Origin of the sequence: Agarivorans sp. Z349TD_8 (assembly GCF_050870825.2) — a bacterium.
Classification (GTDB): domain Bacteria; phylum Pseudomonadota; class Gammaproteobacteria; order Enterobacterales; family Celerinatantimonadaceae; genus Agarivorans.
In genome coordinates, this window is sequence record NZ_CP194037.2 from 210,976 (window position 1) to 229,585 (window position 18,610).

The following is an 18,610-nucleotide window of genomic DNA, read 5'->3' on the forward strand; positions in this document are numbered from 1 at the left end:
TGCCTGGTCGCTTGCAGGAGCGATCAGGCGCTTTATAAGTTTGCTTTGTGAAGGCTTGGTTATGGAACAGATTATTGTAAATGGTCTCTACCTTGGGGCGCAGTACGCACTGATTGCCTTAGGACTTACCCTAATTTTCTCGCTGATGAATGTACTCAATTTCGCCCACGGACAGATGTATGTATTAGGCGGATTTGTCACCTATACCATCGTGGTGCAATTTCAGTTGCCATTCATGGTGGGCTTGATCTTATCGGCGCTGACGCTGGCTGTGGTGGGAGCGCTGATCGAAAAATACTTATTTAGACCAGTGATTAAAAAATCCAAACGAGACGAGAGTTCGATGTTACTGGCGGCCGGTATTGCGTTTTTTCTGGATGCGGTGATCCTGCTGAGTTTTGGTGAGAAGCAGCGTGGCGTCCCGAAAATTGTAGAGGGTGTTTTCAACTGGGATTTTCGAGTGATTATGCCCTATGACCGGATTGTGATAGGCCTGATTGCCATCGCCATGATCGTGGTTTTCATTTTATTAATGCAGTATTCAAAGCCGGGGCGAGCCATGCGAGCGCTGGCTCAAGATAAGGTGGCCGCTCAGTTGATGGGGGTGGATGTGGACCGCTATCAGATGATTGGTTTTGCGCTGGGCGCCAGTCTTGCTGGTGTGGTGGGCGGCTTACTGGTGACCATTACCGGGATTAATCTTGGTATGGGCGGACCGGCGTCCATTAAAGCCTTCATGATGATCATGATTGGCGGAGCGGGGGTGATTTCGGGGGCGATAGCCGGCGGATTTATTCTTGGCATGTTAGAGAGTGTCGGCCTATCGGTGCTTTCGGAATATGGTGATATTGCCTACTTGGTGATATTTGTCTCTTTGATGGTCTTTTTAGCCATTCGCCCGCAGGGGCTGATGGGCAAACCTTGGGGCTAAGCAAATGAATAGAAAAACAGTATTGAACGTGGCGCTATTTCTGGCTGCGGTTTATTTATTGGTGCCCTTGCTAATCATGCTCAGTGGCCGCAGTGATTTTTATTACACGCTCACTTCGGTGGCACTGCTATCCATTGCCTCGGCCGGAGTATGGTTAACCTTCTCGATTGGTCGGATCAATATCGGCCAGGGCGCTTACGCACTGGCTGGGGGCTATGTTTCGGCGATCCTGGTGACACAGTTTGAGCTTAATTTCTGGCTCACCCTGCCGCTGGCGGGCATCTTTTGCGCGCTGCTGTCGGTATGCATTGGTTTGCCCATCTTAAGATTGCGTGGCGTCTATTTTGCTATGGTCACGCTGGTGTTGACTGAGGTGATGCGACTCACCGCCCTGGCGCTTCCGGTGACTCAGGGAGCGAAGGGGATTACTTCCATTCCGCTGCCTCAGGCGCTGGAGATCTTCGGATTCAGATTGATCCCCGATTTTTCCAGCCTGGAAAATCCCAAGCTGGCTTTTTATTTGATGGCTGTGAGCATGATGATCGTCGCTTATGGAGTGGTGTGGCGTTTGGTGAATTCTCGGTTGGGTCATCTGTGCCGTTCGCTCCAGCAAAACGAAGAGCTATCGGCCTCGATAGGAGTGAATACCGCCTACTTACGTGTGGTGACCTATGCCATCTCCTCTTGCTTTGGCGGGATCGCGGGTGCCAGTTTTGTGGCAATTTCGCAGTCGGTTTATCCTTCGTCATTCCAGGTCGCCGACAGCGTGAACTTCATGCTGAATTGTTTTTTGGGCGGCTTGGGTTATGTGTTTGGCCCGATGCTCGGCACCTTGATGCTGTATTTTGGCTGGGATCTGTTGTTTACCGCGGGTAAGTATCAAATGCTGATTTTCTCTAGCTTGTTGATTATTTTGATGTTGGCGCTGCCCAACGGCGTGCTGAGCCTGCTGGAACGAAATAAGGAGCGCTCATGACAGCCTTACTCGAATTGCGCGCTGTGACCAAGCGTTTTGGTGGTTTAACTGCGGTTAACAATATTAGCTTCTCGGTGGCGGAGGGCGAGATCCTATCGGTGATTGGCCCCAACGGCGCGGGGAAGTCGACCCTGTTCCAGCTGATCTCATCGTTCCTGAACACCAGTAGTGGCGAGGTCTTGTTCAGGGGGCAGCGAGTCAATAATCTCGCGCCGCATATTGTGGCGCGTAAGGGCATTGTGCGCACCTTTCAGGAAACCACGGTGTTTCGGTCAATGACGGTGCGCGAGAACATTATTGCCGCCCATCATCTGCGCTCTAAAGCTTCCTTGCTGGGGTTCTTTTTCGGCACTAGGGCAGCCCGTGCCGACGAGCGCAACTTCGGTGAATCGGCAGATAATCTTATCGAATTTCTGGAAATGCAGGCGATTGCGGATGAACTGGCCTCCAACCTGCCTCAGGGCCACCTTCGAGCGTTGGGCATGGCGATTGGCCTGGCCACCGATCCGGCGGTGTTATTGCTCGACGAACCTTTTGCAGGGATGAATCACGACGAAACCATGAAAATGGTGACGTTGGTGAAACGACTGCGAGATGAGCGCCAGGTGACGGTGTTGCTGGTCGAGCATGACATGCCAGCGGTGATGAAGATTTCAGATCGGCTGATTGTGATTAACTTTGGCCAGAAAATCGCTGAAGGCACCCCTTCTGAGATTCAAAATAACCCCAAAGTCATCGAGGCCTATTTGGGCTCTGAAGACGCCGCGATCGGGATGTAAACTATGAGCGAAATACTGCGTTTGGATAATGTAGAACTGTATTACGACCACGTATATGCCCTGAAGGGAGTCAGTTTGAATCTTCAGCAAGGGGAAACGGTGGCTTTAATTGGGGCCAATGGTGCCGGCAAGTCGTCGATTTTACGGGCGATTACCGGTTTATCTGCCATTCACTCAGGGTCGATTAATTATTGCGGGGAGCGCCTCGATGGCACTGCCGCCGCCGAGATCGTGAAAAAGGGCATTGCCATGGTACCGGAAGGGCGGCGGGTATTTCCGTTGATGTCGATTAAAGATAATTTGCTGATGGGCGCATTTACTCGCAGTGACAAGGCGGGCATCGCCGAGACGCTGGAGAGTGTTTTAGAGCGTTTTCCGCGCCTGCGCGAGCGCTATCATCAGCAGGCCAGTACCCTGTCTGGCGGCGAGCAGCAGATGATGGTGATCGGACGCGCCCTGATGGCGAAACCGAAGTTGTTATTACTCGACGAACCCAGCCTGGGGATTGCGCCGAAGCTGGTTCAGGACATTGCCCGCTCGATTGTTGCTATTTCCCGCGATCAGGAGGTAAGTGTGTTGCTGGTGGAGCAAAATAGTCGTATGGCGATGTCGATATCCAATCGCACCTACGCCTTATCAACCGGCTCGGTGGTATTGGAGGGCACTTCCCGAGAATTGATCCATGATCAGCGAGTGAAAGCCGCTTATCTGGGGGGCGAGGTGTAAACGCGATGCGAATTTTGCTAGTGAATCCAAATACCTCGGCGGCGATGACCGAAAAAATTGCCGCCTCTGCCCGACTGGTGGCCGCACCGGGCACCGATGTGCTAGCGGTGCATTCACTGCAGGGCCCTGCCTCCATCGAAGGTTACTACGATGAGGCGATGAGTGTGCCGGGGATGCTGGCGGCGATCCAAACGGTGGTGAATTATGACGCCATCGTGATTGCCTGTTTTGATGATACTGGCCTCGACGCCCTGCGTTGTGTTACCGATAAACCGGTGTTGGGGATCGGTGAGGCAGCCAGTCATGTGGCCTCGATGCTGGCCAATAAATTCTCGGTGGTGACGACTTTGGCGCGCTCGGTACCGGCACTGGAACATAACTTGTTGAAATATGGGATGGAACGAAAATGCGCTAAGGTTCGTTCTTCGGAAGTGGCGGTGCTGGAGCTGGAGCAAGCGAATCCCCAGGCTTTCGCCAAGATCTGTTCAGAGATAGAGCAAGCCATCGCGCAGGAGCGTGCCGAAGCCATCGTATTGGGTTGTGCCGGAATGACTGACTTGGCTGAAACGCTTGCCAATAAATATGGTTTACCAGTACTCGATGGGGTGTCCTGTGCGATTTCGCTATGTGAAAGTTTGGTGCGTTTAGGCGTGAAAACCTCACGTTTGGGTGGTTATGCGGCGGCAGTGGACAAGTGTTAAGCTTGCCAGCGAGCCTTTAAGCCAAGTGACAAGGTTTATCTTCGCAATAAAAAAGGCCCCGAGAGGGGCCTTTTTCTATTTTTCTATACTTGGTTGCTGAGCATTACTCGTTAATGTGGGCAATCACAGAATTAGCGGTGTATTCCAGGGTGACAGAGTGCCCGGCTAAGCTTGCCGTGGCGTATTCACCTTTCAGGCCTTTGGCAGCGTTGATGAGGGTAAAGCTGTCTCCTGCTTTAAGCGCTTGTTGGCCGGCTTCAAGCTGGATGTTGCCTTGATTAACATAAGCGACACCCGCAATCTTGATTTGCTCGGCATCGGCGTCGAGTACCAGTTTAAGCACCCCCGATTTTTGAGTAAAGTCACCGTCAATTTCCAGCGCGCCACGGCTATCTACCTGAACTTCACCACTGCTGAGGTAGAGGTCGCCCTGACCAAAGGCTGTTGGTGATTGCGCTGTTAATACTCCGCCAAGTAACAAAGTTCCGCCGCTATAGCTGTTATTGCCGCTTAGGTTGAGTTGGCCTGTACCATCTTTGCTGAGCATGCCTTCGCCACTGATGTCGTTGCGCCACCAGTCTTGCGCGGCGAAACCACCTTCGCTGCGAACCATGGTGACATGCACATCGCCATCAAAGGCACCATAACCATCGGCGGCAGCAACCAGGTTGATACGTCCCCAGCCATTGGTTTTATCCAACATTGGGTAGCCTGAATCGACTTCGGTGCTGGCGAGTACTGCGCGGCGTTGTGCATCACTCAAGTAAGGTTGGCGGGTGGCCAACAAGGCTTCGGCGCCTTCGGGAACGATGGGTGCCAGTCCTTTGGTGCCGGTTTGCGGTAGGCCATAGGTGAGGCGGAAGGTGTAGGCGTCTTTTAGGGCCTGATGATCGCGGTAGCGGTTGTTGTTAAATACATTCACGTTGAGGGTACCGTCATCGTTTTTGAAGCTTCCTTCGTTGGTGACGGTTTGATTTGCATAGTCATAAAGGCTCATGCTGGCAGCGGTGGCTTTGCCGCCGAAGTAGTCTCGTGTTTTGTTAAAGGCTGCCGCGGCAACATCTGGTTGAGTATTTAAGGCAAAGCTTGCGATCATCATCGCTTGTACTCGTCCACCAATCACATCAATCGGAGAGTGCATACCAGCTAAGATGCGGTTTTCACCCAAGTCCGAGCCACGGGCAACCAGCGCATCAAAACGCTCGGGCAAGGCGTAGGCATAGGCCAAAGAGGCCAGAATACCGGCATTCGTGTGACCACTGGGGTAGCCGTTATCTTTACGACGGTTTTCGGTGGTAGGGGTATATAAAGAGTCGGCTTCATGGCTGCTCGAGTGGGCACGACGGGCACAGAACAGGCCTGGGATCACCTTGACACTGGTAGTGTATTTGTCAATTCGGTAATCGGCGTTGGCACGGCTGGCACTGCTGCCATCAATACAGCTAAAGGTTTCCACGGTGATGAAGTCCGTTTCTCCTTGGTCATTCATGCGCCAGGGACGCGGCGTGCCAAATAGGTATTTAGGGCCGCTGGTGGACGCGTAAGAATTTCTAAACAGTTGGGCGAGCTTGACCACATCGCCTAAGGTTGAGTCGGCAAGTCCACCATAGGTGGAAAAGCTATCGTTGTCGCCAGGCTTGTAACGAGTATTGTCGGTGACATCGCTGACTAAGATCTCTTGAAAACTGGCAAAAGCACCTGAGTTTGCCGCGTAGTCTTCGGTGAGTGGGCCAAAACCATCGATAGTGCTGTAGTTTTTACTGCGAATATCATCTAAGAATGCATAGAGCGTTTGTTGTTCGGTACGCTGAGCAGTAACATCCACTACATATTTGATGTTGGCTTGCCAGGTGGCCGGGTCTTTAATTTCGCTACCCGCGGCTACATAATCACTCGGCTGACCATTGGCTGCATTGTGCGGATTGGGGCCATCACCGGCTTTGTAACCATTGTCTGCATCGGTGTAATCTTTAGCATATTCCTGCCAATGATCGGTGGTTCCTTTCCATACATCGTTAATCCCACTCAATAAGGTATTGATCGGATTGCTGCTGAGGGTGAAACGGCCATTGCCATCGCTGCGTGGAATATAGGCAACACTGGGGAGTGGATCGCTGACATCGGGGATAGCCACATATTGTTCGAAACCCACACCTCGAGGCTGAGCGGGTTCGGTGATGGTTACTGCTGTGTCGCTGTCATTATTACAGGCGGAGAGTAAACTCACAGCAAGTGCGATAGTGCTGAGCTTAAAGAGCGGTTTGTTACTACTGCTGAACTTCATGTGTTGGTTATCCATTTGGTCGATTAATTACGTCGCGATGCTAATGGATATATATTTCACTTTTATTTAATTTATGTTTCAGTTATTACGTGAAAGATTAGTAGCTTATGGGGTACTGAGGGTGAATTTGACTCCCCTCTGAGTTCGTTGGCTAGTCATGGTTTGGTTGATCACGGTGCAATACTCAAGTCGTGGTAGTCTATAAATAAAATATCACGAACCAAGATGGTTTTTCAGAGGCCTGAGCAATGAAGGAATTTTTGCTACAACGCTTTGTGCAAATCGATTGGAGTTGCAATCAAGGGCAGTTGTTTGCCATCTTGCTCTTAGCGCTATGGTTATGGGCTATATGGCCAGCCAAGGCCATTGAGGCCTTGCTCAAGGATGGTAATAAGCAAACCAAGTTATTGCTCGTGCTGACGGCGATGAATGGATTGTGGTTACTCGACGGGAGTGTGACTGAGGGGATCCATGTTCATTTTCTGGGCTTAGTCACCCTAATGTTGATGTATGGTTGGCGAATGGCCACGGTGATGGCGATGTTGCCTACGATGTTTTTCGCCACATTGATGTTAAAACAGCCCTTCGATTTTGCTATTTATGGCTTGTTGGCGGTCGCCTTACCGACTTTTTTATGTTTTGCCGTGTATAGCCAAGTATTTAAGTATTTACCCCATCACTTGTTCGTTTATATTTTTTGTGGGGCATTTTTGAATGCCTTTTTGTCGATCATCTTTCATATTCTGGCATGGTCGGTTTGGCTGTGGTTGAGTAAAGACTACAGCTGGGATTTCTTGAACCAGAACTACTTGTTAATTATTCCATTATTGGGTTTCCCTGAAGCCTTACTGAATGGCATGGCGGTGACGTTGATGGTGGTCTACTGTCCGCATTGGTTATATGACTATTCTGACAACACCTACTTTGAACGTTAATAAGTGACACTCAAATCAAAGCGAATCGTTCGGTATTGCTCCCAATTTAATAAAGACTCTGTGCGCCAGCAGTAATCATTGGCATTGATAAAATAGAGATATCCAATCACTCTCGGTAAAATGGCCGTCGGTAGCTATTATTTATCAATCCGGTAACTTCACAGTTAAAAGTATGGTGCTTACATCGGTTTATTTGGAAAATAAGCTTATTCATCCCGCAGGTATTACCAGCAATAATCACGATACCATTTTCATCACGAACTCTATCTAAAAAGTATAAATATCTTGTTCTTCGATTAAGCAATAATTTTTTCCTGAGTTACAAATTAAATTTGTTGATTTTAAAATGAGGATTATTTTTAACAAAATAGTTTCAATCGCATTTGACACTTAAGTTGGATATTTTGTTTGTTGCGGATTGATTATTCTTCGGTTTTTTTTGGTGCGCTTGGTCTATGTTGATGGACTCTGCCTAATAAGCGAGTGAGCTGTTATTGTAAATAAATAGGCAGAGTTCTAAGGAAGCGACAGTTGATCTTGAAGACAAATGGAGCATTTAGTTTGTGATTTTGCACGATTAAACCCGCACGATTGCAGCAAAACATCGCGGATCTGCTATATATAAAATAGCAACTCAATCGTTAGTTTAGGTTATTAGCATAAAATGGCTAGATAGAGAGTCCTCATATGAACAATAAAGTTTTATCGGCAATTGCCCTTTCTCTGATGATCTTGCTGAGCCCTTTGGTTGTCGCCAAGCAGATAAACGTCAAAAAAGTTGAGGGTGATAAGGAGCTATTAATCTTTAGCATATTAAAACTAGCGCTAAGTAAATCTTCACCGGAGCTCAGTTTTAATCAAGCCAATGAAGAGATGACCGAAAGTCGGTTAATTAATGAAGTGATCGCTGGCAATATTGATGTAATTTGGGGCGGGGCCTCTACGGCCAATGAAGAACAGATGCGGGTGGTACGTATTCCAGTATTGAAGGGTTTACTCGGACATCGGATTTTTATTATTCGTAATGGCGACCAGCATCGCTTTGATAACATTAAAAACTTAAGTGATTTAAAACAATTAAAAGCTGGTCAAGGCACCTTCTGGGGGGATACTCAGGTGCTTAAAACCGCCAATATCCCTACCGTGACCACCATCAAATATAATAATTTGTTCCCAATGCTTGAAGGGGGGCGCTATGACTATTTCCCGCGAGCCGTGCATGAACCTTGGAGTGAGGTGAAAGGCCATCAAGAGCTTAACTTAACGGTAGAAAAAAATTTGATGCTGATCTATCCCTTCGCGATGTATTTCTATGTAGGCAAAAACAACCAGCAATTACATGATTTGATTTATAAAGGTTTTGAAATGGCAATCGAGGATGGCAGCTTCGATACGCTATTTTTTAACCATCCAATGATCAAAGCGGTGCTCGAACAAGCGAACTTAGGTCCGCGGATCCGGATCCATATCGACAATCCTTACATGCACCAAGACACGCCAACGGATCGTCCTGAGTTTTGGCTTGATATTAATAAATTATAGGAAGGTAAGTGATGAAATCAATTACTCATAAGTCGATGCTGATGCTCTCAAGCACCTCGCTTGTGGTGATGCTTATTGTCTTTTCAGTGAGTTATTCCCTCGCAATCAATTATTTTGAGCGAGTCGAAGCGCAAGAGATCTCTGGACTGAAAAAGACCTTCAGTATTGTTCTGCGTGAGCCGATTTTCTCTTATGATAAAGATCTTATTCGGGATATTTCCGCAGGTTTTATTGATGATCCAATTATTCATTCGATCACTGCTTTTGACCATCGTGGTAAGTTATTGGCCGAAGTGACCGAAAGTGGCCCCACTCCCGATAGCTCGGCACTGGTGAGCCAAGATGTCGAGGTAGTTTGGAGTGGTAACGATCCGATCGGTAAGCTGGCAGTGACCTTTAGAACCGATAGCAATGATGCCTTGCTTAACATGGTCAAATTTACTTTTGTGGCGATTGCGGTTGTCTTGTTAATTACTTTACAAGCCACCAGTTGGTTTACGTTGTCTAAATTTGTGGTTGGTCCGATTAAGGTGGTCGCGGATGCCTTAGCCACCATCGCGGCGGGGGGCGGAGATTTAACCAAAAGATTGGAAGTGAAACGCGATGACGAAGTAGGACAGCTAGCCACAAACTTTAATCATTTTATTGAGCAGTTGCAGGGCTTGATTGGCAATGTGGTCGATAATGCCACGGAACTGGCTACCACCTCTTCTGGCATCAAAGATTCTGCCAGTAATAACCTAGCCGCCATTCAGCGCCAATTATCTGAAACAGAACAAGCTGCAACGGCTTTGAATGAGATGTCATCAGCGACTAATGAAGTCGCCAAAAGTGCCAACAAAACCGCCGAACATACGCGAAGTTGTTCGGAATTGGCAAAAAAAGGCGACCAAATGGTGCTAAATACTGCTTCGCAAATTAACCAACTGAATGATGAAATGACCGCAACTGCCGATAAAATTACTCATGTGAGTACTCAAAGTGACACCATTGGTTCGGTGCTCGACGTGATTAAGGGCATTGCAGAGCAAACCAATCTATTAGCGCTTAATGCGGCGATTGAAGCAGCCCGTGCGGGCGAGCAAGGTCGGGGGTTCGCGGTGGTCGCCGACGAGGTTCGTAATCTCGCACAACGTACTCAGGAATCTACCATCGAAATAGAACGGATTATTGAAGAGTTACAAGCAGCCTCTTCTAACGCAAGCGGTTCAATGCTATCCAGTCAAGAGGCGCTTCAATCAACCATTGAAGAGTCACAACTGGCGAACCAAACTCTAGAAGAGATACTCGAGAATATTAATCAAATTAATGATATGAACTTGCAAATAGCTGCCGCATCGGATGAGCAAAATATGGTTGCTTCTGATGTGAGTCGCAACGTAACTGAAATATTTTCCTTGTCTAATGAAATTACCTCTAATGCAGAAAATGTGCAGTTAGCCAGTGAGCAACTGAATGATCTTAGCAATAGCATTAAAAAATTATTGGCGAATTTCCACGTTTAAATAGTTTACTTCACGGCCTCTGGATCCAGAGGCCGCTTATTTCAGCGGCTAGGCTTAGCGACAGTGGTACTCATTTTTGCGATGTGTCTGGATTGTGACATTGACCTTCAATTGTGGGTATGACAAACGACAAAGCTCGCTTGCCAAGGGCTAAATGGCGGGCTACCCCCTGATTCCTCTAGGCATACTTCTTGATAACGCTCTTTAACTATGACAACACACGAGCGTCGCATCAATGGATAATAAACTGGATTGGTCAGCTTTTGCAGAGCAAGGCATGGGTGATGCCTATGCTGGGATCCCTAAGCAGGGTGGTGACTTTGCTAAAGCGGTGGCGGTTTGCATTGGCAGCGGTCATTGTGAGCGTAATCAACGTGGTGTGATGTGTCCTAGTTTTCGGATCACTCAGGATCCAGAGCAGTCTCCTGGAGGGAGAGTTCGACTACTTAAGCAATATTTGAATCGTGATCTGGCTTGTGAACCAGAGCCTCAGTTAATGGCCGCTTTAGATCAATCGATGGATAGTTGCGTGGCGTGTAAGGGCTGCAAGCGCGAGTGTGAGAGTAACCTCGACATGGCACAAATCAAGGCCGAATATCTGGCTCAAAAGTTGGTGCAACAGCCGTTGTCGCGGCGCGATTGGTTATTTGCGCATCTGCCCCAGTTGCTCTATCGGCATCGGTGGTTGGGAAAGTTGATTGGTTTGCGTAATCGGGCTGCTTATCTTGCGAAACTTAGCGATCATTGGCTGGGTATTAGCGCGCGTATCGCCTTGCCTGAGCTGGCGACTCGACGCTTTGCTCCAGAAAAACGAGTTTACTATCCCTATCAGTCATTGAGCGACCGACCTCCGCGTTCGGTGGTGTTATGGATTGACCCTTTTACTGCATTATTTCACCCCAAACAGGCTGATGACGCTTTGCACGTATTGCGTAGCGCCGGTTATGTGGTGTGGCTGGTTCATCCGGAGTCGCAAGCCGATAGGGTTTTGGATTCGGGTCGAACTTTGTTCAGTAAAGGCTTGATTGATAGCGCTCGTCAACAGGCCAGCTATTTGCTGGAAGCACTGGCGGTCCATGTGCATTTTGAGCGCCCGATTATTGGTTTAGAGCCCTCATCGCTACTGATGTTACGGGATGAATTCTTAACACTTGGTTTGGGGGAGGCGGCTGAAAAAACCGCTAAAAAAGCGCTGCTTTTTGAAGAGTTTTTAGCTCGCGAAAGTCAGATGGCTGATTTCGCCTTAAAGCTGGTTGCTGAACCGCAATCAAAGCCGCTGCTGGTGCATGGTCACTGTCATCAAAAGGCGGTCGGCGCTATGAAATCGATGCGTCGAGTATTGCGCTTAGTCGCAGGCCTACAGTTTAAGATGATCGAGTCCACTTGCTGCGGTATGGCAGGTACCTTTGGCTTAGAGTCGGAACACATTGATCAGGCTCATGCCATGGCTGCGCAAGGTCTGCTTCCTGCACTGGCCCAGCAAACCGAGGCGACGATTATCAGTAATGGCTTTGGCTGTGCTTATCAAATCGAACAACTCAGTGGACGTAAACCACTGCATTTGGCCAGCTTCTTAGCGAGTCTAATTAAAAGGCCTCGCTGAGGTTTGGCCATTGCATAATAGAGAGTGCTGTTTGTATTTAATTTTCGCGGGAGACAAAAATAGTTAATTGAAGTCTGAGGTATAGCATTTGGTTCGTTAAGCAAATGGGGTGTAACCAAACGTAAATTGCTTTGAGCGGATGGCTGGTGATTGATTATTTAGCGCTGCCATGGTTCAACTCGATGACACATGGCCAGCTTTACCTCAATAAATAACATAGGGCTGAAAAAGCACTCAAGCGAAACTCGCCCCTCGGTGAGGATTGGCTGCCATAGTGCTACTTCCAACTATTGCTTTTTGGGTTTACTTTTTAACATTTCAAGAATGTTTTTCTTGGCCGCGCCTTTAATCGCTTCGTTTTCTTGGATCTGTTGGCAAGCGGCTTTTGTCCCTGAAGCCGGGTTACAATCGGCATATGCAGTTGAGCTGCCACAACAAATGGTAAATACGCACAAAATTAAAGATATTTTTTTCATTGATAGACTCCATTAGTGAATATGGTTTAAGGCGGTCATTGCTTCTTCTTGGGTTTCAAAGTATTGCTGTAATTGGTCGATATACCAGATTTCCGAGCCTTGTGTATTGTCGCCGGAATCCAATATTTGAATGTCCCATTGCTGCTTATTTGGCAAATAGTAATGAACGATGAATTTATTCGATTCTTCGATGACTAAGGTCGGGAGGCTGGGGTTTGATGCATTGAGGGTAAAGTTGTAGGTACCGGTTTGCTTAATTTGGGTTTTAATATTCTCGCTATCAGAACCATTGTATAAGGTTTTTTCCTGAGCGAGTTGCAGCGTATGATTTCCGGTAGGCTGAGTTCCAATGTTGACCGCTGCGCTCCAATTGTTGTCGGAAACTTTAAACTCGTAATTTCCCTGTTTTAGGAATAACAGACCACGGTAAATAAGGTCTCCTCCGTAATTTAAGGGAATGGTTGTCTCCCAAGCATTCATGCTGCCGCGAACAAAAACGTTTTTGTTAAGGGGACCATAATCAATACTTTTATTTTGTTGTGTCATCACGGCAATCGCAGGACCACCATTTTGGTAGTTAAATCGGATGCTGTAATTGGCTGCGGCCGGAATATCCAGTACTAAAGACTGGAAATTATTAATTGGCGTTCGAACATTTGGCTTCAGTTGGATTGTGCTCGAGTGCTCGGAGGATAATGGATTTGAATGTTCGCCCATCTGATACAAGCCTGGTTTTAATGTGGAGAAGTTTAATTGGTAGAAGTTGTCCCCCATATAGCGAAGACTCTTGGCGCCTTGATCATGCCAAAGATCACTGTATAGCTGAATTGTCTGCCCGAATGGTCCTGGATCAGGCAGTAGTAAATGGAACTTAATGTCATCATAGGCAAAGTAGTAAAAGTTATATAACTGGCGCTTATCTATTGAACTAAATATATTCTCCGATACTTCTGAATTCGATAAACCTTGTTCTGCGAAAGGAAGTCCTACGTTCATTTTGGTCCAACTCTGGTCGGCAAATTTGAATTCTATGGTTCCTTTATCAAGCATTTTGCTCACCGAATACTGTCCATTGCCTTGGTTTATCATTTCATCGGCTAAACCCCATCCGTTCATGGACCCCCTTAGGAAGAAAGTTAAGTCAGTAAACTGGCTTGTAGGATCCGCTGAAAACTTGAGGCTTTGCGGCTTATTGTTGCTCGTTTGTTTGTGCTGAGAAATGTCGCCATTATTGTCGATGAAGAGCGTCGCCTTAAGACTGCCGTCAGGATCCTCTGTCGAATACTGAAGTAATTGTGAACGATTAATAAAGATTGGCCGATCGAACCTGAATTGATGATGGTTGCGAGTGGCAGGGAACAAGCCGATAGTTTTGACGTTGTCATGCCAAACGTAGTGGGCCCCCTGCTTTGCATTAGCCTTTTCGGTCGCGAGTTGTCCATGATCATCAATGATAAACAGTGAGTCACGTGCATTGCCGTTTTGGTAGTACAGAGTAATTGGAGAAGGTAAGCGACTATCAACCAGATTGGATGTGCTCACTTCTATTTCTCGGTTGTTGAGTTCGGCGATCGCTTTGAATGTGACTTGAGCACCGTTGTTGGTATGCGATGCATCCCAGAACAAGCGATAAGGTGGTGCGGTATCAGTGCCGATAAAATGAAACCCATCACCGGTATTTACATAAAAACGAACGGCACTGCTTTGTAGGGGGGTGGTGAGGCCATCCAGGCTGACTTTGAGCTGAACTTGACCACTGAGAACTTCAGTTTTAATAGGGGTGTCAAACTTTACTGTTGCGGTGTTGGGGGCCGAAGGGACGGTTTGCTCGGCCTTATATACGGCGAAGCTGAGCCCTGGTAGATGTAAGTTCAGTTTCTCGTTCTGGTCTGGCTTCATGGCTTCATTCAGCTTGCTATTTGTCAGTAGTAATTGGTAACTGGGACGGCTTACTGGCAGTGAGACTTGTTTCTCTGTTGTGGCGGAATTAAATACGATGAGATAATCGATACTCTCTTGTTTTAACACTCGAGAGAAGGCGTAAATACCGGGACCATCACTATCGTGATACAAGGGATACATTGCTCCACGTCGTAGCGCGGGTTCATTTTTATATAACTGGGCGTACGCTCGAATACTTTTAAATAGCGGATGGTTATAATCAAAGTTTGAGTCTGCGGCGGTCTTGTTGGTGCCAAGTAGTGGGGTTGTGGCATAGCTTTGAGTCTTGGTTTTGAACATATCGACACGTGACTCTTTATCAGGCCCTGTGCCAACAAAACCCTGTTCATCGCCGTAATATAGGGTTGGTATCCCTCGAGCAAAAAACATAAAGGCATTGGCGACTTCTACTCGCTTGAGTTGCTCTTGCGCTGAGATGCCCTTGTTTTCTAAGCCAACAAAATATGCAAATCGGCCAATGTCGTGGTTTCCAATGAAATTCGCCAAGGTATTGGTTTGGGTATTTGGCGTGATATAGAAGTCATCATTCAAAAATAGTGAGTCAAGTTGTTCCGGCGATTCATGCTTTGAAAACACACTGCGAATGGTACCTTGGATACCAAAATCGAGTAAAGAGGGGAAATGCCCGGCTTTTAAATACTTGCTACGACCCGCTGCACTGTAATCAAAAGCTTCGCCAAAAATAAAAAAGTTGGGTTTACCCAGTTGTTTGGCGTATGACTGGATCTCATTATTCCAGGTTTGCCAAAATTCGATTTCGATATTTTTAACCGTATCGACTCGAAATCCATCGATATTGAAGTTCTTCATCCAAAACTTTGTGATATCAATCAGTCCGTTGATCACTTCTGGTTTGCTGGTATTTAAGTCATCGCCACCATTGAAATCCCCAAGCAGAGCGCTTTCACCAGCGTGATTAGTATCACCATAGTTGTGGTAATTACTGATATCGTTTAGCCAGGCTGGGTGTTTGATAGATTTGTATGGCTCAGGTAGAAAGGGGGTATAAGGGTGGGCGGAATCTGGCCCGCGATATGTGCAGTCGTAATAATTTACTTGTGTATTGCCATGGTTTATTACAAAAGGCGGATTTGCAAATGCTCCTTGTTCATCATGACATTCTCGAAACTTGATGGCATCAAACGTATGGTTGAGTACCAGGTCTAGATATATTTTAATCCCTCTTGCGTGAGCATTTTCAATCAGTGATTTGAGCTCGGCATTCGTACCTAAATGAGGGTCTACATTGAGATAGTCTTCGACCCAATAGCCGTGATAGGAGGCTGATTCAACTAAGTCTGAGTTAACTCTGATAGTGTGGTTTTTGAACACAGGACTCAACCACAGCGCAGTAACGCCTAAATTTTCTAGATAATCTAAATGCTCACTCAGTCCTTGGAGGTCACCGCCATGGTAGTAGTCTTCGTTGCTTGGATCAAAACCATGTTCGCTGCGAGAACCTTTAATATAAGCGTTATCGTTATCTGGATTTCCATTTGCAAAGCGGTCTAGTAGAACAAAGTAGATAAACTCATCTTCAGGCGATCTATTGGGGTCCGAAATATCTTTATAGATATTATTGTTTGCAATAGATAATGGGCTCATAAAAATTAGCAGCGCTATGCTTGCAAAATATCCTATTTTCATTGTTTCTTATCTATCCCTGTCGTCGATCTCAAATCCATTTTCACCAGTATTTAATATATAAATATATAACTAGAGGTGTGATTCTTTCTTAGTGATATTCATATTATATGAGTATCACTAATGTATTTATTTGGTTTATGTTACTGGTGACGGATTCTAAGTTAACTTTGATTTAGTGTCTACGTCATTATTAATAATAAAGTCAGGAAATCGTTTTCATGTTTATTTTGTACTTTGATAAAGCGTTTTCAACGCTATTTTATTTTTTATTCTTGTGTATTTATTAATTTCATCTGTAATAAGTTTGTTATTTTGCTATTGTTTTTATTGTTATTTGCAACCTGCGTTGATTTATTTGTCTGTGTTTAGTTAGTTTTTATTTATGGATGCCATTCTCGAATGGTTTATGAATGCTTATCTTAAATTCGAAAAGGTTCGGTTATATGCGCGGCTTTAGATTACGGTTTTGGGCCGGTGCTTTTTTTTTAGCATTGCTATCTGGAAGTTTACTTTTTGATGCTTATATTTTGTTGAAAGATGGGATGTTAGCGCTTGCCTACCCCTATGAGCTTGATTATGGGGAAGGGCCAATTTTGTCTCAGACTATTTTACTGGGGCAGGGGCTTAATATTTATCATGACTTTTCGCAAGCTCCCTATACGGTGGCCAACTACCCTCCTGTTTTTCATTACTTTTCTCTTGCGCTCACTCCGTTCGTTGGGTCGTTTTTACAAGCGGGACGGCTGGTGTCATTTATGAGTACCTGGGGTGCTGCGGCGGTCATCGCCTGTTGTGTATTCAGTTTGTCGAATAATCTAGATATTTCTAAAAAAACACGGCTATTTGTCGCGATGCTGAGTGGGGCTGCATTTCTAGGATTGGACTACGTGTATATGTGGGCCGCGCTGATGCGGGTAGACATGCTCGCGTTGCTATTAACGCTCTGTGGATTGGCTTGGTTTATCTGGCGTTATCCAAAACAAGATGGGCTTTGGGTGGCTATCTTGTGGTTTTGTTTGGCTGCATTTACTAAGCAATCGACTTTAGCCGCACCGATGGCTGTTGCTCTTTACCTTCTGTTGAAATCGCGCCAAGACGGATTCCGTTTTAGCATCGCTATAGGAATTTTAGGCGCGAGTGGTTTGGCTCTCCTGGTATGGAACAGCGAGGGGGGAGCATGGCAAAATTTAGTGATTGCGAACAAAAATAATTTTTATTGGTCGGATGTCGCTAAGTATCTCGGGCTAATGGTTCGAGACAATTGGCTATATTTAGTCGCGAGTTTGTTGTTGTTAACATTTTGGTTATATCGAGCACTGAGAAGTCAGCTCGACCCGCGTATTTTACTGATAATCATCTACCTTGGGATTGCATTTTTAACCGCGCTTTCAATTGGTAAAGTGGGTTCTAATTTTAACTATTACATTGAGTTTCTTGCGCTTGCTTGCATTGCCTTTGGACTGGTTCTGCTGATTATCATTCGCCAATCGCAGCTTATTGCCTCTAAGGCTGGTTTAGTCGTGATGCTGATGTTCGCTGTCGCGGTCACAACTTTTCATAGTTTGAAATATCACGGTCAATTCAAAGCAAGTTATAGAAGTCTTAAAGTGGCAATGGGGGAGCGAAATATTCGAAATGAAGTGGCGCATCAACAGCAGTTAGATCGAGTCGTTGATTGGCTTCGTAGTCGCACTGGAGAGGTGATATCTGAGGACATGACCTTGCTCTCGGTTGCAGGCCAGCCCTTAAGTTTTCAACCGTTTATTATGACGCAATTAGCAGGGCAAGGCCTATGGGATCCTTCGCCAGTTGTCGAATCGTTACTCGATCGTCGTTATGCGGGGGCGGTTTTATTGTTTGACCTCGATAACGTGCCAGCTTACGCCAAAGCGAGGTTTAGTTCAGACATACTCAATGCCTTGAAGAGTCGTTATCAATTACGTGAGACCTTTGCGCAATATCACCTTTACGAGCCTCTTAGTGTTTCAGTTCCGCAACATTTTATTTTTTATAGCCGCGCTACCAAACCTGCATTGGGGCCCTTGAAAAAACCGTTGTTATTATCCGGTCTGCATGACTGGAATCAAGCTTCGCGGATGGATTATCAGGGGGATAATTGCTACGCAATGGTGTTGTCATTAACCCCAGGACATTACGACTTTCAGTTTAAAGATATACAAACCTCAGACATCCGTTTGGCATCCAGCCAATTGCGTCAACAGGGTAAAAAATTGAGTTTTGACATCCCAGTTGCTGGGGTTTACACGCTGTTACTTGAGGTAGCTGATGATGCTGCGTTTACCTTGTCACTTGAACCCAGTCATCACCTTATTTTGAACTATTTCGAAGTTGATCACTGGGAGCGAGAATTGGTCCCCTTGGATCGAGAGACCACGGGGATGCAGGTGTGGTACTTGGCTCCTTTTCAGCAAACTTTTTTTAGTGAGAAAGAGGCGCTGGAGTTTTTGCGTCTTCACTCAAGAGCTTAACAAGCTAAGCGAGGCCGGTAGTGTCCGGCCGAATGGAATACGTTTAGTTAATAA

13 protein-coding genes are annotated in these 18,610 nt (G+C 46.4%); 10 read left to right on the forward strand and 3 right to left on the reverse strand.

Features of this window, described 5'->3' with window-relative positions:
• Positions 1–61 precede the first annotated feature (61 nt).
• From ACRRS1_RS00925 to ACRRS1_RS00945, 5 genes are read left to right on the forward strand one after another with little or no spacing between them, the layout of a single operon-like run.
• The gene (locus ACRRS1_RS00925; protein WP_432460646.1) at positions 62–931 is read left to right on the forward strand and encodes a branched-chain amino acid ABC transporter permease; all 870 of its coding nucleotides are present in this window, start codon (positions 62–64) and stop codon (positions 929–931) included.
• A 4-nt stretch (positions 932–935) separates the two neighbouring features.
• Positions 936–1,907, forward strand: a complete 972-nt coding sequence (locus ACRRS1_RS00930) for a branched-chain amino acid ABC transporter permease (protein ID WP_432460647.1) — start codon at positions 936–938, stop codon at positions 1,905–1,907.
• Positions 1,904–2,686, forward strand: coding sequence for an ABC transporter ATP-binding protein (locus ACRRS1_RS00935; RefSeq protein WP_432455070.1), 783 nt, complete (start codon positions 1,904–1,906; stop codon positions 2,684–2,686). Before ACRRS1_RS00930 ends, ACRRS1_RS00935 begins: the two co-directional genes overlap by 4 nt.
• 3 nt (positions 2,687–2,689) lie before the next feature.
• Entirely contained in the window at positions 2,690–3,412 is a 723-nt protein-coding gene (locus ACRRS1_RS00940; RefSeq protein ID WP_432460649.1) for an ABC transporter ATP-binding protein, read from the forward strand.
• A 5-nt stretch (positions 3,413–3,417) separates the two neighbouring features.
• Positions 3,418–4,113 carry an aspartate/glutamate racemase family protein gene (locus ACRRS1_RS00945; RefSeq protein ID WP_432460650.1) on the forward strand — a complete coding sequence of 232 codons (696 nt, stop codon included), beginning with the start codon at positions 3,418–3,420 and terminating at the stop codon, positions 4,111–4,113.
• Between the two features lie 103 nt (positions 4,114–4,216).
• Here the strand turns inward: ACRRS1_RS00945 and ACRRS1_RS00950 are convergent, their stop codons facing one another.
• Complete coding sequence (locus ACRRS1_RS00950; protein ID WP_432460651.1) at positions 4,217–6,397, reverse strand: phosphatase PAP2 family protein; 2,181 nt, start codon at positions 6,395–6,397, stop codon at positions 4,217–4,219.
• A 248-nt stretch (positions 6,398–6,645) separates the two neighbouring features.
• Between ACRRS1_RS00950 and ACRRS1_RS00955 the strand changes: the two genes are divergently transcribed.
• From ACRRS1_RS00955 to ACRRS1_RS00970, 4 genes are all read left to right on the forward strand, one after another.
• Complete coding sequence (locus tag ACRRS1_RS00955; RefSeq protein ID WP_432464183.1) at positions 6,646–7,332, forward strand: hypothetical protein; 687 nt, start codon at positions 6,646–6,648, stop codon at positions 7,330–7,332.
• Positions 7,333–8,019: 687 nt separating this feature from the next.
• Positions 8,020–8,874, forward strand: a complete 855-nt coding sequence (locus ACRRS1_RS00960) for a substrate-binding periplasmic protein (RefSeq protein WP_432455065.1) — start codon at positions 8,020–8,022, stop codon at positions 8,872–8,874.
• A gap of 11 nt (positions 8,875–8,885) precedes the next feature.
• Positions 8,886–10,379, forward strand: a complete 1,494-nt coding sequence (locus ACRRS1_RS00965) for a methyl-accepting chemotaxis protein (RefSeq protein ID WP_432456117.1) — start codon at positions 8,886–8,888, stop codon at positions 10,377–10,379.
• 235 nt (positions 10,380–10,614) lie between these two features.
• On the forward strand, positions 10,615–11,982 hold the full coding sequence (locus ACRRS1_RS00970; protein ID WP_432468574.1) for a (Fe-S)-binding protein: 1,368 nt from the start codon (positions 10,615–10,617) through the stop codon (positions 11,980–11,982).
• 287 nt (positions 11,983–12,269) lie between these two features.
• Here the strand turns inward: ACRRS1_RS00970 and ACRRS1_RS00975 are convergent, their stop codons facing one another.
• Together ACRRS1_RS00975 and ACRRS1_RS00980 are read right to left on the reverse strand one after the other, a co-directional pair.
• The gene (locus ACRRS1_RS00975; RefSeq protein WP_432460653.1) at positions 12,270–12,458 is read right to left on the reverse strand and encodes a hypothetical protein; all 189 of its coding nucleotides are present in this window, start codon (positions 12,456–12,458) and stop codon (positions 12,270–12,272) included.
• A gap of 12 nt (positions 12,459–12,470) precedes the next feature.
• Positions 12,471–16,067, reverse strand: a complete 3,597-nt coding sequence (locus ACRRS1_RS00980; RefSeq protein WP_432468573.1) for an alpha-amylase family glycosyl hydrolase — start codon at positions 16,065–16,067, stop codon at positions 12,471–12,473.
• 443 nt (positions 16,068–16,510) lie between these two features.
• On the opposite strand from ACRRS1_RS00980, the gene ACRRS1_RS00985 reads away from it, so the two are divergent.
• Positions 16,511–18,556, forward strand: coding sequence for a hypothetical protein (locus ACRRS1_RS00985; RefSeq protein ID WP_432464187.1), 2,046 nt, complete (start codon positions 16,511–16,513; stop codon positions 18,554–18,556).
• Positions 18,557–18,610 lie beyond the last annotated feature (54 nt).